Raw genomic sequence first — 17,769 nt, forward strand, 5'->3', positions numbered from 1 at the left:
CGCCCGCCCGCTTCAGTGCTTCGGCCCGATGTGCGCGTCCATCAGCGCCACGGACGCCCGGCGGGCGACGGAGACGCTGTACGCCCCGGTGGGGCGGCGTACGGCCCGCCACTCGACTCCCAGCCGGTCCAGGGTCTCTCCGTAGATGCGCACGATGTCCTCGGAGGTGTTGGTGAAGAAGTACCGCGGGTACTCATAGCGCTTGCGCACGCCCCCGACGGGACGTGTCGTCCAGTTGGTGATCCGGCAGCCGTCGGAGTGGACGAGCCCCCGGATCAGCTCCCAGGAGTGCTCGTCGGTGACTTCCCGCTGCCAGGGCTCCAGGGCGATGCGCCGCTCGTGCTTCCTGCCCGGCCCGTGCTGGGGGAACAGACAGGGCCAGTGACGGCCGTAGGAGGTGACCATGACGCACCCCTGCGCCTGTACGAGGTAGGCGTTCCGGCCCGGCAGGACGGCGGTGATCGCCTCGCGGCACGCGGTGATCAGCCCGGGCCAGGCGTCCGCGCAGGCGATCCGCAGATAGTGGCCCCCACGCCGGGGGTGCGCGCTGAGGCAGCCGTCGCCGAGGTAGAGGCCGAGCAGGTATGCGTAGGCGGGCTGATCGGCGGGGAGGGACGGCTCGGGTCCGCACCGGAAGCAGTCCTCCTCCCGGGAGGCGTTCGGGAGCGGCCGGATGCGGATCTGCCAGGCGCGGATCGCGGAGCGGGATATCCCGGTCTGCCTGCTGACGGAGTTCAGGCTGCGACCCTGGTCGACGAGGGCGAGGACACGCTTTCGCGTGGCGAGGTCGTACATGCTCGCGAGCCTGTACAAGAGAGTGTTCCCCGGGGGAGGATCCGAGGGGCATTCCCTCTGATCAGTGAAGTTTTCCCGCTTTGCTTGCAACCTTGGAAATAAAGGTAAAGTGCCCCGGGTCGGATTCGAACCGACACTGTATGGGTTTTGAATCCATTGCCTGCTGCCAATTGGGCTACCGGGGCCATGTGAATCGAAGGCTGGGGCCTCCCGACGTAGGTACACCTTACAGGAACTAGGTAGGCTCTTGTGGTCCACCTGGCCGGAAAACGAGGAGCCCAGTGAGCACCGCGGACATCCCCGAGCCCATCAGCACCGACGCCGGCGCCGACAGCGGAGCCGGCGCGGCCGGCGAGCGGGCGCACGTGCCTCCGGAGACGACGCGGGTCGTCATCGCCGAGGACGAGGCGCTGATCCGCCTGGACCTCAAGGAGATGCTGGAGGAGGAGGGCTACACCGTCGTCGGCGAGGCCGGGGACGGGCAGCGGGCCGTGGACCTGGCGCGGGAGCACCGGCCGGATCTGGTGATCATGGACGTGAAGATGCCCGTGCTCGACGGGATCTCGGCTGCCGAGAAGATCGCCGAGGAGTCGATCGCCCCGGTGCTGATGCTGACCGCCTTCTCGCAGCGCGAGCTGGTGGAGCGGGCGCGGGACGCGGGCGCGATGGCGTACCTGGTGAAGCCGTTCAGCAAGAGCGACGTGGTGCCCGCCATCGAGATGGCGGTGTCGCGGTTCAACGAGATGAAGGTGCTGAGCCGGGAGGTCGCCGACCTCGCGCAGCGGCTGGAGACGCGGAAGCTGGTGGACCGGGCCAAGGGGGTGCTGCAGACGCAGTACGGGCTGACCGAGCCGGCCGCGTTCCGGTGGATCCAGAAGACCTCGATGGACCGCCGGCTGTCGATGAGGCAGGTGGCCGAGGCCGTGATCCAGGACGCGGAGGAGAAGAAGCAGCAGCGGTGACGCCGCACGGGGGGCGCGGGGCCCGTCAGGGGCGGTCCGGGGTGCGGCCCGGGTGCGGCGGGGGTCGTTGCCGGCGCCGGGCCGCAAAGGGCGGGCCGCGGCCGCCTTCGGCGGCGCCGGCCCCGTGTGAGCTGGGGGTGTCGGAGAGGGAGGGGGGATTCCGGATCTTCGTGCGGGCCGTGTGCGGTCGCAACTGGGTTGCCGCGGCGGGCTTTTGTGGCCGGCGGGTTGGGAATTCGCGGGGTCCGACCCCTGATGATCTTTCCCTTTCTGTCCGTTCTCCGGTAAGGAGTGTTCTGTTTCCGGCGCATGGCGCAGGTCACAGGGAGATCACATCTGCCGCTCTCACCTATCTGGTCTGCTTCTGGGGCAATAGATTCCGGGCCACGCCGCACGTACGTACGTGCGGACCGCGACGCCGGAACGGTACGGCGGTCGTCGTGATCTGAGCAGGCTCCAGGGGGTTCCACGTGCTCAACAAGACCATCGTCAAGCTGGCCATTCCCATGGCCGTCGGCGCGCTCGCGCTGACCGGTTGCGGCGGAGGGGACAGCGGAAGCGGCGACGCGTACAAGATCGCCTTCCAGGGCCCGCTCTCCGGCGACAACGTGCAGCTCGGCCAGAACATGGAGAACGGCATCAAGCTGGCGATCGACCAGGCGAACGCCGAGGGCGACCTCGGGTTCAAGGTCGAGTACGTCCCGGTCGACGACCAGGGCCTGCCGGACAAGGCGACGGCGGCCGCGCAGAAGGCGATCGACGACGAGGACGTCGTCGCGGTGATCGGCCCGGCGTTCTCGGGCCCGGCGGACACGGCCGCCGAGGTGTACGGGGCCGCGGGCCTGGTGGCGCTGTCGTCGTCGGCGACGCGTCCCGACCTGACGACCAAGGGCTACGAGACGTTCCTGCGCGCGGTGCCGAACGACAGCGCCCAGGGCGCCGGGATGGCGAAGTACCTGTCGGAGAAGGTCGAGGCCGAGAAGGTCGTGGTGGTCGACGACAAGACCGACTACGGCATCGGCCTGGCGGACGTCGCCGAGAAGGACCTGAAGGCCGCCGGTGTGGACGTGGTGCGCCAGAGCGTGCCGCAGAAGACGCCGGACTACAGCGCCGCGGCGAAGAACGTCACCAAGAACAAGCCGGACGCGCTGATCTACGCGGGCTACTACCAGGACGCCGGCCCGTTCGCCAAGAAGCTCAAGGAGGCGGGCTTCGACGGCGTGGCGATGTCGGGTGACGGCACCAACGACGCGCAGTTCATAGAGCTGGCGGGCGACGCCTCGGACGGCTGGCTGCTGACCTGCCCGTGCACGGACGCCACCAAGGAGGACGCGACGAAGAAGTTCGCCGCGGACTACGAGAAGGAGTTCAAGCAGGCTCCGGGCACGTACTCGGCCGAGTCGTACGACGCCGCGATGATGATCATCGAGGAGATCAAGAAGCTCCACGAGGACGGCGGCGTCGAGCGCCAGGCGCTGGTGGACGCTCTGCGCGGGGCGAAGTACAAGGGTCTGACGAAGGAGTTCTCCTTCGACGACAAGGGTGAGTTCACCAACCAGACCATCTACCTGTACCAGGTCAAGGGCGAGGGCATCGAGTACCAGGGCAGCGTCGACGAGCTGGCCGGCTGAGCAGGCCGACGCTTCCGGCCGGCCGGCGCGGTGGGTTCGCTCCCGCGCCGGCCGGCGTGACACCGGTGGACACCGCGCTCGTGCCGGGCGTCCGCCTCCGTGATCCTCGCGCCGCCCGCTCCCCGAGTGCTGAACGCACGGCCGGGCGGCACATTCCCACAAGGAAGACAGTTCGATGTCCCTCAGTGAGTTCTGGGACTTCCTCGTCCTAGGGGTGGTGCTCGGCAGTCTCTACGCCGTCATCGCCATCGGCTACACGCTGGTGTACGGCGTGCTCCAGCTTCTGAACTTCGCGCACAGCGAGGTCTTCATGTTCGGCGGTTACGGGGGCCTGCTGGCCCTGACCGCCCTGATCCCCGAGTCGACGCCCTCCGGCATGGGCTCGGTCGCCTACGTCCTGATCGGCATGCTGGCGGGTGCCGCGCTGGGCGGCGCGGTGGCCTTCGGTCTGGAACGGGTGGCGTACCGGCCGTTGCGCAGACACCACGCGCCGCGCCTGGTGTTCCTGATCACCGCGATCGGCGCCTCGTTCTTCCTGTACAACCTGGCGGGCAAGCTGTTCGGCCGCAATCCGCTGCCGATGCCGTCGATGTACGAGAACAAGAAGGTGCTGAGCGTCTTCGGCGCCGAGCTGACGATCACGCAGGTGCTGATCCTGGTGTCGGCGGTGGCGATGATGGTCGGCCTGGACTACGTGGTGAACCGCACGAAGATGGGTTCGGGCATCCGCGCGGTGGCGCAGGACCCGGAGGTCGCGTCGCTGATGGGCGTGGACATCGACAAGGTGGTGTCCCGGACGTTCGTGCTCGGCGGTCTGCTGGGCGGTGCGGCCGGCTTCCTGTTCGGCACCAACAGCCAGGTCTGGTACACGATGGGCTTCCTGCCCGGTATCACGGCCTTCGCGGCGGCGGTGCTGGGCGGTATCGGCAATGTGCGCGGCGCGATGCTGGGCGGTCTGGTGCTGGGCGTGGTGGAGACCATGACGGTGGGCCTGTGGGGTGACGACTGGCGTTACGTCGGTGCCTTCGTGGTGCTGGTGCTGGTGCTGATGGTCCGTCCGACCGGCATTCTCGGCGAGCGTGTGGGGAGGACGGCGTGAGCATCAAGACCTCGACTGCGCAGGGGGCCGGGCAGGACTCGCCGAAGAGCGCCACGGCGCCGCTGTCGGCGGCGGCCCGGCTGCGGAGGGTGCACTGGTACCAGGAGCCGCGCTGGCGGCGGCTGGGGGCCCTGCTGGCGCTGGCGGTGACGCTCAGGCTGATGACGGGCGAGGAGGGCACCACCCAGGACCTGTTCCTGGCGCTGCGCGAGGACTTCACCGGTGTCGGCCTGTGGGTCTGGCTGGCGATCGCGGTGGCGGTCTGGGCGGTGCGGGAGTTCCTGGCCGACCAGACCTCGCGTGCGGTCAAGGGCACGAAGAAGGTCTCCTCCGGCCCGCTGGAGCGGGTCCGCCAGGTGTGGTCGGCCGACAAGCGGGTGCGCATGGGCGTGCTGACGGCCGTGCTGGCGCTGGTGGTGTTCGGGCCGCTGGGGGTCGAGCGGTACTGGCAGCAGGTGCTGGTGGACCAGATCGCGATCTTCGTGCTGCTGGCGATCGGCCTGAACGTGGTGATCGGCTGGGCGGGTCTGCTGGACCTGGGCTTCATCGCGTTCTTCGCGATCGGCGCGTACAGCGCGGCGTACTGGACGGGCGCGCTGCCGGTCCAGCCGCCGGTGGCGCTGAACAACTTCCTGGTGCTGCCGATCGCGGTGCTGACGTGTCTGGTGGCGGGGGTGGTCCTGGGTGCTCCGACGCTGCGGCTGCGGGGCGACTACCTGGCGATCGTGACGCTGGGCTTCCACGAGATCGTCTACCTGGTGGCGAAGAACGCCGACGGGGTGACGGAGGGCGCGCGCGGTGTGAAGGTCGAGCGGTTCAGCGTCGACCTGGGCTTCTTCTCCTACGAGTGGAAGCTGGACCCGATGCCGTACTACTGGCTGCTGGTCGCCTTCGTGGTGCTGGCGATCTTCCTGTTCCTGCGGCTGGAGCACTCCAAGGTGGGCCGGGCGTGGACCGCGATCCGCGAGGACGAGGTGGCCGCGGCGGCCACGGGTGTGCCCACGGTGCGGTACAAGCTGATGGCGTTCGCGATCGGTGCGTCGACCTCGGGTGTGGCCGGGGTGGCGTACGCGAGCAAGGTCGGGTACTTCAACCCGGAGAACTTCGCGATCCTGCTGTCGATCCTGGTGCTGGCCTACGTCATCTTCGGCGGCATGGGGTCGATCCCCGGGGTGCTGTTCGGCGCCGCGTTCCTGGTGTGGCTGCCGGAGTACCTGCGCGAGTGGGTGGATCCCAAGGACCGCTACATGTACCTGGGCGCTCTCCTCGTCATCATGATGATCTACCGGCCGCAGGGTGTGCTGCCCTCCCGCCGCCGCAAGCGTGAGCTGCAGATGGCGGAGGCGGGGCTCGGCGGTGCCGACGCGACCGGCCCGGCGGAAGGCAGGCAGCCGTGACCACCGAGACGGTGAAGAAGGAGCAGGGGCCGGCGGGCGGTTCGGCCGGCGCCGGTGAGCTGGTGCTGGAGACGTCGGGCGTGACGCTGCGGTTCGGCGGTCTGACCAGTCTGGACGACGTCGAGCTGCGGATGCGGCGCGGTGAGGTGCTGGCGGTCATCGGGCCCAACGGTGCGGGCAAGACGTCGCTGTTCAACTCGCTGACGGGTGCGTACGTGCCGCAGGAGGGGCGGATCGTCTTCCGTCCTCGCTCGGGCGGTGAGCACTCGCTGCTGGGCGCCAAGCCGCACGTGGTCAGCCAGTGGGGCCTGGCGCGCACGTTCCAGAACATCCGGCTGTTCGGGGCGCTGACCGCGCTGGAGAACGTCAAGATCGCTGCGGAGACCCGGCTGAAGGCCGGTCCGGTGTCGATCATGCTGGGTCTGCCGAACGCGCGGAAGGCCGAGCGGGCCAGCGACCGCCGGGCGCACGAGGTGCTGTCGTACGTCGGCCTGCTGGAGAAGATGAACGAGCTGGCGGGGTCGCTGAGCTACGGCGACCAGCGGCGGCTGGAGATCGCGCGGGCGCTGGCGACGGATCCGGAGGTGCTGCTGCTGGACGAGCCGGCGGCGGGCACCAACCCGACGGAGAAGCTGGAGCTGGAGGAGCTGATCCGGCGGATCAACACCGAGCTGGGCGTGAGCGTGCTGCTGATCGAGCACGACATGCGGCTGGTGATGTCGGTGGCCGACCGGGTGATGGTGCTCAACTTCGGCAAGAAGATCGCCGAGGGTTCCCCGTCGCAGGTGCAGCAGGACCCGGCGGTGATCGAGGCGTACCTGGGCTCGGTGGCCGAGGAGGACGAGGCCGCGGTGGCGGAGATCGTCGCCGAGGGCGGTGCCGGGGACGGTGCCGAGGGCGCGGGCGCGGAGGAAGACGCCGGAGCCGGGGCCGGTGCCGAAGCCGGTGCCGAGGCGCCGCGGCGGGACACCAAGGAGCACGAGTGAGCGTCACCACGGATCTGAAGAAGGAGCCGCAGGGCGGCGAGCCTGCCGCCCCGGTGGTGCTGGAGCTGCGGGACCTGCGGGTGTTCTACGGCGCCATCGAGGCGCTCAAGGGCGTCAACCTGACGGTCCGCCGCGGTGAGGTGGTCGCGCTGCTGGGCGCCAACGGCGCGGGCAAGACGACCACGCTGCGGACGGCGTCGGGGATGATCGCGCCGCGCGAGGGGCAGGTGCTGCTGCACGGGGAGCGGATCGACGGCATCAAGTCGCACGATCTGGTCCGGTTCGGCATCGGCCATGTCCCCGAGGGGCGCGGGGTGTTCCCGCGGATGACCGTCCGGGAGAACCTCCAGATGGGGGCGTACCGGTTCAAGTCGGTGGACAAGGCCGACATGGACCGGGTGTTCACGCTGTTCCCGCGGCTGGGGGAGCGCAAGAGCCAGCTGGGCGGGACGCTGTCGGGCGGTGAGCAGCAGATGCTGGCGATCGGCCGCGCCCTGATGGGCAAGCCTGAGGTGCTGCTGCTGGACGAGCCGTCGATGGGTCTGGCGCCGCTGATCGTTCAGCAGATCTTCGAGATCGTCAAGGAGATCAACGAGCAGGGCACCACGGTGCTGCTGGTGGAGCAGAACGCCGCCCAGGCGCTGCGGATGGCCGACCGCGGGTACGTGCTGGAGACCGGCTCGGTGGCGATGGAGGGCGAGGCGTCCGAGCTGCTGTCCGACCCGCGGGTGCGGGCGGCCTATCTGGGCGAGGGCGCCTGACGGCTCTCCTCGTCGGGTGAGGCGGCGGTGCCGCGGCGGCCTGCAGGCCGCCGCGGCACCGCCGTTCGCGCGTCCGGCCGGTGGTGCCGGCCGGACGCGCGGACGGGTCCGGTTGCGTGCGCGGGTCAGGGCAGGTCGGTGTAGGGGGCGAGGAAGGCGCGGGCGCCGGGCGCGTCGAGGCGGTAGGCGACGTTCGTGGCGTAGCAGGGGGCGTCACCGGTGATGGTGGTGCCGACCAGGACGCGCTCACCGCCGATCTCGGCGAAGTTGGGGCCGCCGGAGTCGCCGTAGCAGGCGCCGCCGTTGCCCTGCGGGGCGGTCATGGCCACGCGCACCCACGCCTTGTTGAGGGCGTTGAAGGAGGTAGGGGCCTTCATCCGCACGCCGCCGCCGGGGTGGGTGTGGCCGCCGGGGCCGCGCTGGGCCTCCTGGGTGCCGTAGCCGGCGACGGTGAAGCCGGTGCCGTCCAGCGCCTGGGGGCCCAGGGCGTCGAGCTGCCCGGCGGTGGGCAGGGTGGCAGGGGTGAAGTCCCAGCGGTCGGCCATCCGGCCGGCGGGGACCTCCACGACGGAGATGTCGCGGGTGTCGGTGGCGGGGCCGGGGTACTCCGGGTGGTTGTGCGCGGTGCCCTCGACGGCGACGGCCGCGGCGACGGCGGCCGGGTCGCCGGGGTGCTCCCGCGCGGCCGCGTCGAGGGCGGCCTGTACGTCCTGCTCCAGGGAGACGTGGAAGCGGGCGCCGGCCGGCCAGTCGGTGGTGCAGTGGGCGGCGGTGAGGAAGGTGTCGCGGTCGATCATGGTGCCCGAGCAGAACCAGTCGACGCGGTCGGGGGTGGCGGCGTCCTCGTCGTGGTCGTAGGTGACGACCAGGGCCCCGACCTCGGTCCGTTCGGGGGCGGGGGAGGAGTTGTAGGTGCTGATGGCCGCCGCGGGGAGGGCTGCTGCCACCGTGAGCGCGGCGGCGGCCGTGGTGACGGCCGCGGCGCGCTTGCGGGGTGATGTCAGGCGTGTGGCCCGCACGATCGGTGTCCTTTCGGTCCCGGCCGCCCCGATGGCGGCCCGGACCGGTATCGAAGCGCATCGGACCGGGTGCGGAGAACCCTTTGACCTGTGCTTTTTCGGTGAGGGCCGGTCAGGTGCGGTAGGCGTCCCCGGGCGCGTCGCGCAGCATGCAGGTGAGCCGGGCGCTGCACACGCGGCGGTCCTGCTCGTCGGTGACGGCGATCTCGTAGGTGGTGGTGGACCGGCCGCGGTGCACGGGGGTGGCGGTGCCGGTGACGGTGCCGGAGGTCAGTCCGCGGTGGTGGGTGCAGTTGAGGTCCACGCCGACGGCGAGCCTGGTGGGGCCGCCGTGGAGCATGGCGCCGACGGAGCCGAGGGTCTCGGCCAGCACGGCGGAGGCGCCGCCGTGCAGCAGCCCGTAGGGCTGGGTGTTGCCCTCGACGGGGAGGGTGCCGACGACCTTCTCGGGCGCGGCGTGGGTGATGACCAGGCCCATGCGCTCGCCGAGGCGTCCGGCGGAGAACAGGGCGGGCAGGTCGATGCCGCGCCCGGCCCACTGGTCGAGGATCTCCTGGGGGAAGACGGTGCTGGTCGGCTCGCCCATGGGCGCGTGGCTCCGATCGTCGTGCCGGGGCCGGTGGGGCACGGCCCTGCGGCGGGTGATGGATGTGCTCTACACCGTCTTACTTATCAGAGGGATCGGCGGGCCCTCGGGCGGGGGTGAGGCGGATCACCACGGACTTGCTGGCGGGGGTGTTGCTGGTCTCGGCGGTGGCGTCGAGGGGGACCAGGACGTTGGTCTCGGGGAAGTAGGCGGCCGCGCAGCCGCGGGCGGTGGGGTAGTGGACGACGCGGAAGCCGGGCGCGGTGCGCTCGCGGCCGTCCTCCCACTCGCTGGTGAGGTCGGCGTAGGAGCCGTCCGCCAGGCCGAGCGCGGCGGCGTCGCCGGGGTGGACGAGGACCACGCGGCGGCCTCCCTCGATGCCGCGGTAGCGGTCGTCGAGGCCGTAGACGGTGGTGTTGTACTGGTCGTGGGAGCGCAGGGTCTGCAGCAGCAGGCGGCCGGGCGGGAGGTGCGGCCAGGTCAGCGGCGCGGCGGTGAAGTTGGCCTTTCCGGTGGCGGTGGGGAAGCGGCGTTCGTCGCGCGGGGCGTGGGGCAGGGTGAAGCCGCCGGGGCGGGCGACGCGGGCGTTGAAGTCGGCGAAGCCGGGGATGGTGCGGGCGATGCGGTCGCGGATCGCGGCGTAGTCGGCCTCGAACTCCTCCCAGGGCACGGGGTGGCCGGGGCCCAGGACGCGGCGGGCCAGCCGGCAGACGATGGCGGGCTCGGACAGCAGGTGCTCGCTCGCGGGGGCGAGGCGCCCGCGGGAGGCGTGGACGACGCCCATGGAGTCCTCGACGGTGACGAACTGCTCCCCGGAGGCCTGGACGTCGCGCTCGGTGCGGCCGAGGGTGGGCAGGATCAGGGCGCGGGCGCCGGTGACGCAGTGGGAGCGGTTGAGCTTGGTGGACACGTGCACGGTCAGCCGGGCCCGCCGCACGGCCGCCTCGGTCACCTCGGTGTCGGGGGAGGCGGCGACGAAGTTGCCGCCGAGGGCGAAGAAGACCTTCGCCCGCCCGTCGCGCAGGGCGCGGATGGCGTTCACCACGTCCAGGCCGTGCTCGCGCGGCATGGGGAGGCCGAACTCGGCCTCCAGGGCGTCCAGCAGGGCGCCGGAGGGCTTCTCGACGATGCCCATGGTGCGGTCGCCCTGGACGTTGCTGTGGCCGCGCACCGGGCAGACCCCGGCGCCGGGGCGGCCGACGGCGCCGCGCAGCAGCAGGAGGTTGACGATCTCGCGGATGGTGGGCACGGCGTGCCGGTGCTGGGTCAGGCCCATGGCCCAGCACACCACGGTGCGCTCCGAGGCCAGCACCAGTTCGGCGGCGCGGTCGATGTCGGCCGGGGCGAGCCCGGTGGCGCGCAGCACGTCGGCGGGGTCGGTGGCGCGGGCCGCGGCGGCGAACTCCTCGTACCCGTGGGTGTGTTCGCGGACGAAGGCCTCGTCCACCCCGCCGTCGGCCTCCAGCACCCGGCGGCACAGCTCGCGGAAGAGGGCCTGGTCGCCGCCGATGCGGATCTGCAGGAACAGGTCGGTCAGCCGTGTGCCGGATCCGGCCAGGCCGCGCAGGGTCTGCGGGTTGTCGAACCGCTCCAGGCCGGCCTCGGGCAGCGGGTTGACGGTGATGATCCGCGCGCCGCCCTTCTTGGCCCTCTCCAGCGCGGAGAGCATCCTCGGGTGGTTGGTGCCCGGGTTCTGCCCGGCGACGATGACCAGGTCGGCGCGGTGGAGGTCCTCCAGGAGCACGCTGCCCTTGCCGACGCCGAGGGTCTCGGTCAGCGCGGCGCCGGAGGACTCGTGGCACAGGTTGGAGCAGTCGGGCAGGTTGTTGGTGCCCAGGCAGCGGGCCAGGAGCTGGTAGAGGAAGGCGGCCTCGTTGCTCGTGCGGCCGGAGGTGTAGAAGACGGCCTCGTCGGGGGAGTCCAGGGCGCGCAGTTCGCCGGCGACGATCTCGAGGGCCTCGTCCCAGCCGATCGGCTCGTAGCGGCCGGATCCCTCGGCCAGGTACATCGGGCGGGTGAGGCGGCCCTGCTGCCCCAGCCAGTAGCCGGAGCGCGTCGCCAGGTCGGCCACGGGGTGCTCGGCGAAGAAGGCGGGGGTCACCCGCCGCAGCGTGGCCTCCTCGGCGACGGCCTTGGCGCCGTTCTCGCAGAACTCCGCGGTGTGCCGCCGCTCCGGCTCGGGCCAGGCGCAGCCGGGGCAGTCGAAGCCGTCCTCCTGGTTGACCCTCAGCAGGGTCAGCGCGGTGCGCCGCACCCCCATCTGCTCCCCGGCCACGCGCAGGGACCGGGCGACGGCGGGCAGCCCGGCGGCACTCCGGCGCGGGGGGCCGACCCGGGGGGCGTCCTGGACGGGATCGGTGGCGGGCGGCCTGCGTCTCATGACCGGTGATCCTGCCACGCGCCACCGGCGTGCGACAGTGGCTCCAGGGCGGCCCGTGATCCGGTGTCGGTGGTGCGTGGCAGGATCGGGGCGTGGCCAACAAAGCATCGAAAGCGACCGCAGCGAACCCCTCCGATCCGCCCGGGCACCAGGACAGGCGCCTGCTCCTGCTGGACGGGCACTCCCTCGCCTACCGGGCGTTCTTCGCGCTGCCCGAGGAGAACTTCTCCACCACCACCGGGCAGCCGACGAACGCGATCTACGGTTTCGCCTCGATGCTGGCGAACACGCTGCGCGACGAGGACCCCACCCACCTGGCGGTCGCCTTCGACGTGTCGCGCACGACCTGGCGCACCGAGGAGTTCGCCGACTACAAGGCGAACCGCTCCAAGTCGCCGGACGGCTTCAAGGGGCAGGTGGAGCTGATCGGCGAACTGCTGGACGCGATGGGCATCCGGCGGTTCGCGGTGGAGGGCTTCGAGGCGGACGACATCATCGCCACCCTGGCCACGCAGGCGGTGGCCGAGGGCTTCCACGTCTCGATCGTCACCGGCGACCGGGACTCCTTCCAGCTCGTCAACGACGCGACGACGGTGCTGTACCCCACCAGGGGGGTGTCGGAGCTGACCCGCTTCACCCCCTCGATGGTGGAGGAGAAGTACGGCCTGACCCCCGAGCAGTACCCGGACTTCGCGGCCCTGCGCGGCGATCCGTCGGACAACCTCCCCGGCATCCCCGGGGTGGGCGAGAAGACCGCCGCGAAGTGGATCAGGCAGTTCGGCTCCCTCGCCGAGCTGCTGGAGCGCGCCGACGAGGTCAAGGGCAAGGTCGGGGAGAAGCTGCGCGAGCACCTGGACAGCGTCCGGCTCAACCGGCGGCTGACGGCGCTGGTGTGCGACGTGGAGCTGCCGGCCGGCCCGGCGGACCTGGTGCGGGCGCCGTACGACCGGGGGGCGCTGGAGGTGGTGCTGGACGCGCTGGAGTTCCGCAACACCGGTTTCCGCGACCGGCTGTACGCGGTCGACCCGGGCGCCTCCGGCCAGGAGGCGGCGGCCCCGGCGGACGGTGTGGAGGTCGACGGGGTGGTCGCCGGCGCGGGCGAGCTGGCCCCCTGGCTGGCCGAGCACGCCGCCTCCGGCTCCGATCCGCTGGGTGTGGCCACCGTCGACAGCTGGAAGCTGGGCTCGGGCAGCGTCGCCGAGATCGCCCTGGCCACCGGGAGCGGTCCGGCCGTGTGGTTCGACCCGGCCCAGCTGGACGAGGCCGACGAGCGGGCGTTCGCGGCGTGGATCGCCGACGGGGCCCGGCCGAAGGTGATGCACGACGCCAAGGCGTTGATGCGGGTCTTCGCCGAGCACGGCTGGAGCGTCGCGGGCGTCACGATGGACACCGCGCTGGCCGCCTACCTGGTGCAGCCGGGCCGCCGCTCGTTCGCCCTGGAGGCGCTGTCGGTGGAGTTCCTGGGCCGGGAGCCGGCCCGGCCCGCCGAGAGCAGCGGGCAGCTGGCGCTGGGTGCGGACGAGGAGGCCGAGGCGGACGCGCTGATGGCCCGGGCCCGCACCGTCCTGGACCTGGGCGGGGCGCTGACCGGGCGGCTGGCGGAGGTCGGCGCCTCCGGGCTGCTCCAGGACATCGAGCTGCCGACCTCGGGCCTGCTGGCCCGGATGGAGCGGGCGGGCATCGCCGCGGACCGCGAGTGGCTGGGCCGTATGGAGCAGCAGTTCGCCGCGGCCGTCCAGCAGGCGGTGCGCGAGGCGCACACCGCGGTGGGCCACGAGTTCAACCTCGGCTCGCCCAAGCAGCTGCAGGAGGTGCTCTTCGGCGAGCTGGGCCTGCCGAAGACGAAGCGGACCAAGACCGGTTACACCACGGACGCCGACGCGCTGACCTGGCTGGCGACGCAGACCGAGCACGAGCTGCCGGTGATCATGCTGCGCTACCGAGAGCAGTCCAAACTGCGCACCACCGTCGAGGGCCTGATCAAGACGATCGCCGCCGACGGCCGCATCCACACCACCTTCAACCAGACGGTCGCCGCCACCGGCCGGCTGTCCTCCACCGACCCCAACCTGCAGAACATCCCGGTGCGCACCGACGAGGGCCGGGCCATCCGCCGGGGCTTCGTGGTCGGCGAGGGGTACGAGTCGCTGCTGACGGCCGACTACAGCCAGATCGAACTGCGGGTGATGGCGCACCTGTCGGAGGACGAGGGCCTGATCGAGGCGTTCACCTCCGGCGAGGACCTGCACACCACCGCCGCCTCCCAGGTCTTCGAGGTCCCCAAGGACCGGGTGGACCCGGAGATGCGCCGCAAGATCAAGGCCATGTCGTACGGGCTGGCCTACGGGCTGTCGGCCTTCGGCCTGTCGCAGCAGCTCGGCATCGCCGCGGACGAGGCGCACAGGCTGATGGACGCCTACTTCGAACGCTTCGGCGGGGTGCGCGACTACCTGCACCGGGTGGTGGAGGACGCCCGGGCCACCGGCTACACCTCCACCATCCTGGGCCGCCGCCGCTATCTGCCCGACCTCAACAGCGACAACCGCCAGCGCCGCGAGATGGCCGAGCGGATGGCGCTCAACGCCCCGATCCAGGGCACCGCCGCGGACATCGTGAAGATCGCGATGCTGAAGGTGGACCGGGCGCTGGACGAGGCGGGGCTGCGCTCGCGCATGCTGCTCCAGGTGCACGACGAGATCGTGCTGGAGGTGGCCCCGGGCGAGCGGGCCCGGGTGGAGGAGCTGGTGCGCGGAGAGATGGCCGGGGCCGTCCGGCTGAAGGCGCCGCTGGACGTCTCCGTGGGCTCCGGCGGGAACTGGGAGGACGCCGCCCACTGAGGCGGCCGCGAAAGACCGCCGTGTGCCGCCCGCGGGCCGGGGACGGCCCGCCCGTGGCGGCACACGGCGGTCCTCTGCGCGGGGAGGCGGGCGGAGAACGGCCCGCGGCCGGCTCCGGGAGCCCGGGTCCGGTCCAGGACGGGCAGCGAGCACCGCGAGCACCGTAAGCGCCGCGAGCGCCCGCGGGAGGGTCGGCCGCGGAGGACGGCGAACGGCGGTGAACGTCCGGTGGAACGGTCGTGTGCGTTGCCGCGTCGTCCTCGGGTGTGGTGGATCGGGTGCCGAACTTGCCGTAGTGTCCCGCTCGTTACCGTTCGCGGGGAGGCGGCGCGCTCGGAGCGCGAACACACCGCGCGCGCCGGGCGAACCGGGCACACAGGGCGTACAAAACCGTACAGGGCGTCTGAGACGCGCCGCATCCGGCGGATGCGGCGCGGCAGCGCGGGACAACAGCGTGGAGGGTCTGGCAGATGGCGGCTCGGCGGCTCGTGGGCAGGGTCCGAAGGGGCGTTACCAGCACCGCGGTGGCGGCTGCGGCGATGGCCGCGCTCACCGCGTCGCAGGGACCCGGCCTGGAACTGGTGCAACCCGGCGGCCGGGAGGCGGCGGGCTCCCCGGAGGCGTCCGACCTTCCCGCCGACGGCAACTCCCCCTACCACACCGAGCTTCCGCCGCTGGTGAAGCCGGACAAGCCCGGATCCTCCAGCGACCTGCCGGAGGTCACCGGTCCCGCCGAGTCCGGCATACCCGCCACCGTCCTGGCCGCCTACAAGCGGGCGGAGCGGACCCTGGGCGAGGAGCGGCCCGGCTGCAACCTCCCCTGGCAACTCCTGGCCGCGATAGGCAAGGTGGAGTCCGGGCAGGCACGCGGCGGAGCCGTGGACGCCCAGGGCACCACCCACAAGCCGATCCTGGGGCCCGCGCTCAACGGCGTGGGCTTCGCGCACATCTCGGACACCGACGGCGGCGCCTACGACGGCGACACCCGCTACGACCGGGCCGTCGGGCCGATGCAGTTCATCCCGTCCACCTGGGCCAACTGGGGCGCGGACGGCAACGGCGACGGCCGCGAGGACCCGAACAACATCCACGACGCCGCCCTCGCCGCCGGGCGCTACCTGTGCGCGGGCGGCAGGAACCTGTCGGACCCGGCCGACCTGGAACGGGCCATCCTCAGCTACAACCAGTCGCGGGAGTACCTGCGCACGGTGCTGTCCTGGCTGGACTTCTACCGCAAGGGCGCCCACGAGGTCCCCGACGGCCAGGGAGTGCTGCCCGACAGCCCCGGTGCGGGCAACGAGTCGCGGCCCGCACGGCCGGGCGGAAAGCCGGCCGCCGACTCCACCGAGGGTCCGGGGGAGAAGACCGGCGACCGGAAGGACGAGGACGGCGGCGGGAAGGACGGGGACGGCAAGAAGCCCTCCCCGAAGCCGCCCGTCTCCAGGGACGGAACGATCGTCCCCCTCCCGCCGGCCGACTCCGAGGAGCCCGGGGCGCCGGGCGAGGAGCCGGAGCGGCCCGGGGACCCCGAGGAGCCGGGGGAGGAGCCGGAGAATCCCGAAGAGCCCGGCGAGGAGCCGGAGGAGCCCGGCGAGGAGCCCGAAGAGCCCGGCGATGAGCCGGAGGAGCCCGGCGAGGAGCCCGAAGAGCCCGGGGAGGAGCCGGAGGAGCCCGGCGAGGACCCCGAATGCCCGGTGGACCCGGAGCACCCCGAGAGCCCGGAGGCGCCCGGCGAGAGCACCGAGGAGCCCACCGGCTCGCCCTCCCCCGCCCCGAGCGGGGAACCGGGGGACTCCGGGGACCCGGAGGAGCCCGGGGACGGCCCGGAGGATCCTGAGGACCCGGAGGACCCCTGCGGGGACGAGGACACCGAGAACCCGGACGAGCCCGGGCAGGACGACGGGGAGCAGGCTCCCGCCCCGACCGCCGGCGCCACCGTCCAGGCCCGCCAGGAGGACTGAACCGCCGCGCCGCGGGGGCCGGCGCCACCGGACCCCCGCGGCGCGCACCGCTCAGCGCCCCCGCCCGGCCGCCCTCCGCGCCGCGGCGGCCGTGCGCCCGGTCGGCTCCGCGGCCGCCGGATCCTCGGGCCAGGGGTGCTTGGGGTAGCGGCCGCGCAGCTCGGCCCGCACCGAGCGGTACCCGTCGCGCCAGAACGACGCCAGATCCGCGGTCACGGCCGCCGGCCGCCCCGCGGGCGACAGCAGGTGCACCAGCAGCGGCACCCGGCCGCCCGCCAGCCGGGGAGCCTCCTGCCAGCCGAACAGCTCCTGGAGCTTGACCGCGAGCACCGGCCGCTCCCCGCCGTAGTCCACCCGTATCCGCGAGCCCGAGGGCACCTCGATCCGCTCCGGCGCCAGTTCGTCCAGCCGGGCGGCGTCCCCGGAGGCCCACGGCAGCAGGGCGCCCAGCAGCCGGCCCGCGTCCGCGCGCTCCAGGTCGGCCCGCTGCCGCGCCGAGCCCAGCACCCCGTCCAGCCACTCGTCCGCCCGCGCCGGCAGCGCCTCGTCCGACACCTCCGGCCACGGCTCGCCCAGCTCCCGGTGGAGGAAGGCCAGCCGCTGCCGCAGCGACTCGGCCTCCCGAGTCCAGCGCAGCAGCCCCACGCCCTCGCGCCGCAGCCCCTCCAGCAGGGCCGCCCGCACCCGTGCCGGGTCCGGGTCGCGCAGTGGGCCGGAGGACAGCTCGACCGCGCCCAGCCGCTCCACGCGCCGGGCCACCACATCGCGCCGCCCGGCGGACCAGAAGACCTCCTCGGCCTTTGCGTACAGCGCCCCGGCCGCCTCCCGCGCCGTGTCCTCGTCGATCGCCGCGGCCAGCCGTATCCGCGCGCAGGCGGCCCCCACGGGCCGGTCCGCGACGGCGACCGCCAGCCAGGGCGCGTCGCCCGGCCCTGACCCCGGGGCGAGCTCGGCACGGGTGCCGGAGGCCATCAGATACGCCCGCCCGCCGCGTGAGCGCGCCACCCGCTCGGGGAAGGCCAGCGCGACCACCAGCCCGGCGGCCGCGTCGTCGGCCGCTCCCGCGCAGCCCTGCCCGCCGGGCCCGCCGGGCAGGGCTCCCTCCAGCCGGCGCGCCTCCCGGCGCCAGCGGGCGGCGTACGCGTCCCGGCCCCGGCGCGCGGTGCGCCACACCGCCGCCACCTCGTCCCCGTACTCCCGGGGCGGCTCCTCGCTCAGCAGCGCCACCACCTGCGGGCATGCCACAGCTGCGCGTTCATGCAGGCCGCCACTACGCCGTCCAGTTCCACTACTCCTTGCCGGACGACGCCTGGTGTGTGGAGCTGAGCGAGGCCGTACCGGCGCCAGCTGCGTGG

General features: G+C 72.6%; 13 protein-coding genes and 1 tRNA gene. 8 read left to right on the forward strand and 6 right to left on the reverse strand.

Annotated features, from left to right (window positions below; genetic code table 11):
* Nucleotides 1-12: 12 nt before the first annotated feature.
* Nucleotides 13-795 carry a transcriptional regulator gene (locus ACLIYP_RS10805; RefSeq protein ID WP_412712910.1) on the reverse strand — a complete coding sequence of 261 codons (783 nt, stop codon included), beginning with the start codon at nucleotides 793-795 and terminating at the stop codon, nucleotides 13-15.
* A gap of 110 nt (nucleotides 796-905) precedes the next feature.
* Nucleotides 906-980: transfer RNA gene (locus ACLIYP_RS10810), tRNA-Leu, on the reverse strand.
* Between the two features lie 123 nt (nucleotides 981-1,103).
* Between ACLIYP_RS10810 and ACLIYP_RS10815 the strand changes: the two genes are divergently transcribed.
* From ACLIYP_RS10815 to ACLIYP_RS10840, 6 genes are all read left to right on the forward strand, one after another.
* A complete protein-coding gene (locus ACLIYP_RS10815; protein ID WP_412712921.1) occupies nucleotides 1,104-1,757 on the forward strand; it encodes an ANTAR domain-containing response regulator in 654 nt (217 codons plus the stop codon).
* Nucleotides 1,758-2,227: 470 nt separating this feature from the next.
* On the forward strand, nucleotides 2,228-3,388 hold the full coding sequence (locus ACLIYP_RS10820) for a branched-chain amino acid ABC transporter substrate-binding protein (protein WP_412712911.1): 1,161 nt from the start codon (nucleotides 2,228-2,230) through the stop codon (nucleotides 3,386-3,388).
* A 175-nt stretch (nucleotides 3,389-3,563) separates the two neighbouring features.
* A complete protein-coding gene (locus tag ACLIYP_RS10825; protein ID WP_093655306.1) occupies nucleotides 3,564-4,487 on the forward strand; it encodes a branched-chain amino acid ABC transporter permease in 924 nt (307 codons plus the stop codon).
* Nucleotides 4,484-5,884 carry a branched-chain amino acid ABC transporter permease gene (locus ACLIYP_RS10830; protein WP_412712912.1) on the forward strand — a complete coding sequence of 467 codons (1,401 nt, stop codon included), beginning with the start codon at nucleotides 4,484-4,486 and terminating at the stop codon, nucleotides 5,882-5,884. Before ACLIYP_RS10825 ends, ACLIYP_RS10830 begins: the two co-directional genes overlap by 4 nt.
* On the forward strand, nucleotides 5,881-6,870 hold the full coding sequence (locus tag ACLIYP_RS10835) for an ABC transporter ATP-binding protein (protein ID WP_412712913.1): 990 nt from the start codon (nucleotides 5,881-5,883) through the stop codon (nucleotides 6,868-6,870). Before ACLIYP_RS10830 ends, ACLIYP_RS10835 begins: the two co-directional genes overlap by 4 nt.
* Nucleotides 6,867-7,631, forward strand: coding sequence for an ABC transporter ATP-binding protein (locus ACLIYP_RS10840; protein ID WP_412712914.1), 765 nt, complete (start codon nucleotides 6,867-6,869; stop codon nucleotides 7,629-7,631). Before ACLIYP_RS10835 ends, ACLIYP_RS10840 begins: the two co-directional genes overlap by 4 nt.
* A gap of 125 nt (nucleotides 7,632-7,756) precedes the next feature.
* Here ACLIYP_RS10840 and ACLIYP_RS10845 read toward each other — a convergent pair whose 3' ends face one another.
* From ACLIYP_RS10845 to ACLIYP_RS10855, 3 genes are all read right to left on the reverse strand, one after another.
* Complete coding sequence (locus ACLIYP_RS10845) at nucleotides 7,757-8,650, reverse strand: trypsin-like serine protease (RefSeq protein WP_412712915.1); 894 nt, start codon at nucleotides 8,648-8,650, stop codon at nucleotides 7,757-7,759.
* 112 nt (nucleotides 8,651-8,762) lie between these two features.
* Nucleotides 8,763-9,236 carry a PaaI family thioesterase gene (locus ACLIYP_RS10850; protein WP_412712916.1) on the reverse strand — a complete coding sequence of 158 codons (474 nt, stop codon included), beginning with the start codon at nucleotides 9,234-9,236 and terminating at the stop codon, nucleotides 8,763-8,765.
* Between the two features lie 79 nt (nucleotides 9,237-9,315).
* Nucleotides 9,316-11,616: an FdhF/YdeP family oxidoreductase gene (locus ACLIYP_RS10855; protein ID WP_412712917.1), complete on the reverse strand. Its 2,301-nt coding sequence runs from the start codon at nucleotides 11,614-11,616 to the stop codon at nucleotides 9,316-9,318.
* A 92-nt stretch (nucleotides 11,617-11,708) separates the two neighbouring features.
* On the opposite strand from ACLIYP_RS10855, the gene polA reads away from it, so the two are divergent.
* Together polA and ACLIYP_RS10865 are read left to right on the forward strand one after the other, a co-directional pair.
* A complete protein-coding gene (gene polA, locus ACLIYP_RS10860) occupies nucleotides 11,709-14,453 on the forward strand; it encodes a DNA polymerase I (RefSeq protein WP_412712918.1) in 2,745 nt (914 codons plus the stop codon).
* Nucleotides 14,454-14,977: 524 nt separating this feature from the next.
* Nucleotides 14,978-16,414, forward strand: coding sequence for a lytic transglycosylase domain-containing protein (locus ACLIYP_RS10865; RefSeq protein WP_412712919.1), 1,437 nt, complete (start codon nucleotides 14,978-14,980; stop codon nucleotides 16,412-16,414).
* A gap of 51 nt (nucleotides 16,415-16,465) precedes the next feature.
* On the opposite strand, the gene ACLIYP_RS10870 is transcribed toward ACLIYP_RS10865, so the two are convergent.
* Nucleotides 16,466-17,769, reverse strand: a 1,304-nt coding sequence (locus ACLIYP_RS10870; protein WP_412712920.1) for an ATP-dependent helicase C-terminal domain-containing protein, incomplete at its 5' end; no start/stop codon positions are given.

It is taken from the genome of Streptomyces nanhaiensis (assembly GCF_046614825.1).
Taxonomy (GTDB): domain Bacteria; phylum Actinomycetota; class Actinomycetes; order Streptomycetales; family Streptomycetaceae; genus Streptomyces; species Streptomyces radiopugnans.

Excerpts from the sequence above, each read along its gene's own strand:
- ACLIYP_RS10855 (WP_412712917.1), bottom strand. The coding sequence starts at position 11,616 with ATGAGACGCAGGCCGCCCGCCACCGATCCCGTCCAGGACGCCCCCCGG.
- ACLIYP_RS10825 (WP_093655306.1), top strand. The coding sequence starts at position 3,564 with ATGTCCCTCAGTGAGTTCTGGGACTTCCTCGTCCTAGGGGTGGTGCTC.
- ACLIYP_RS10850 (WP_412712916.1), bottom strand. The coding sequence starts at position 9,236 with ATGGGCGAGCCGACCAGCACCGTCTTCCCCCAGGAGATCCTCGACCAG.
- ACLIYP_RS10805 (WP_412712910.1), bottom strand. The coding sequence starts at position 795 with ATGTACGACCTCGCCACGCGAAAGCGTGTCCTCGCCCTCGTCGACCAG.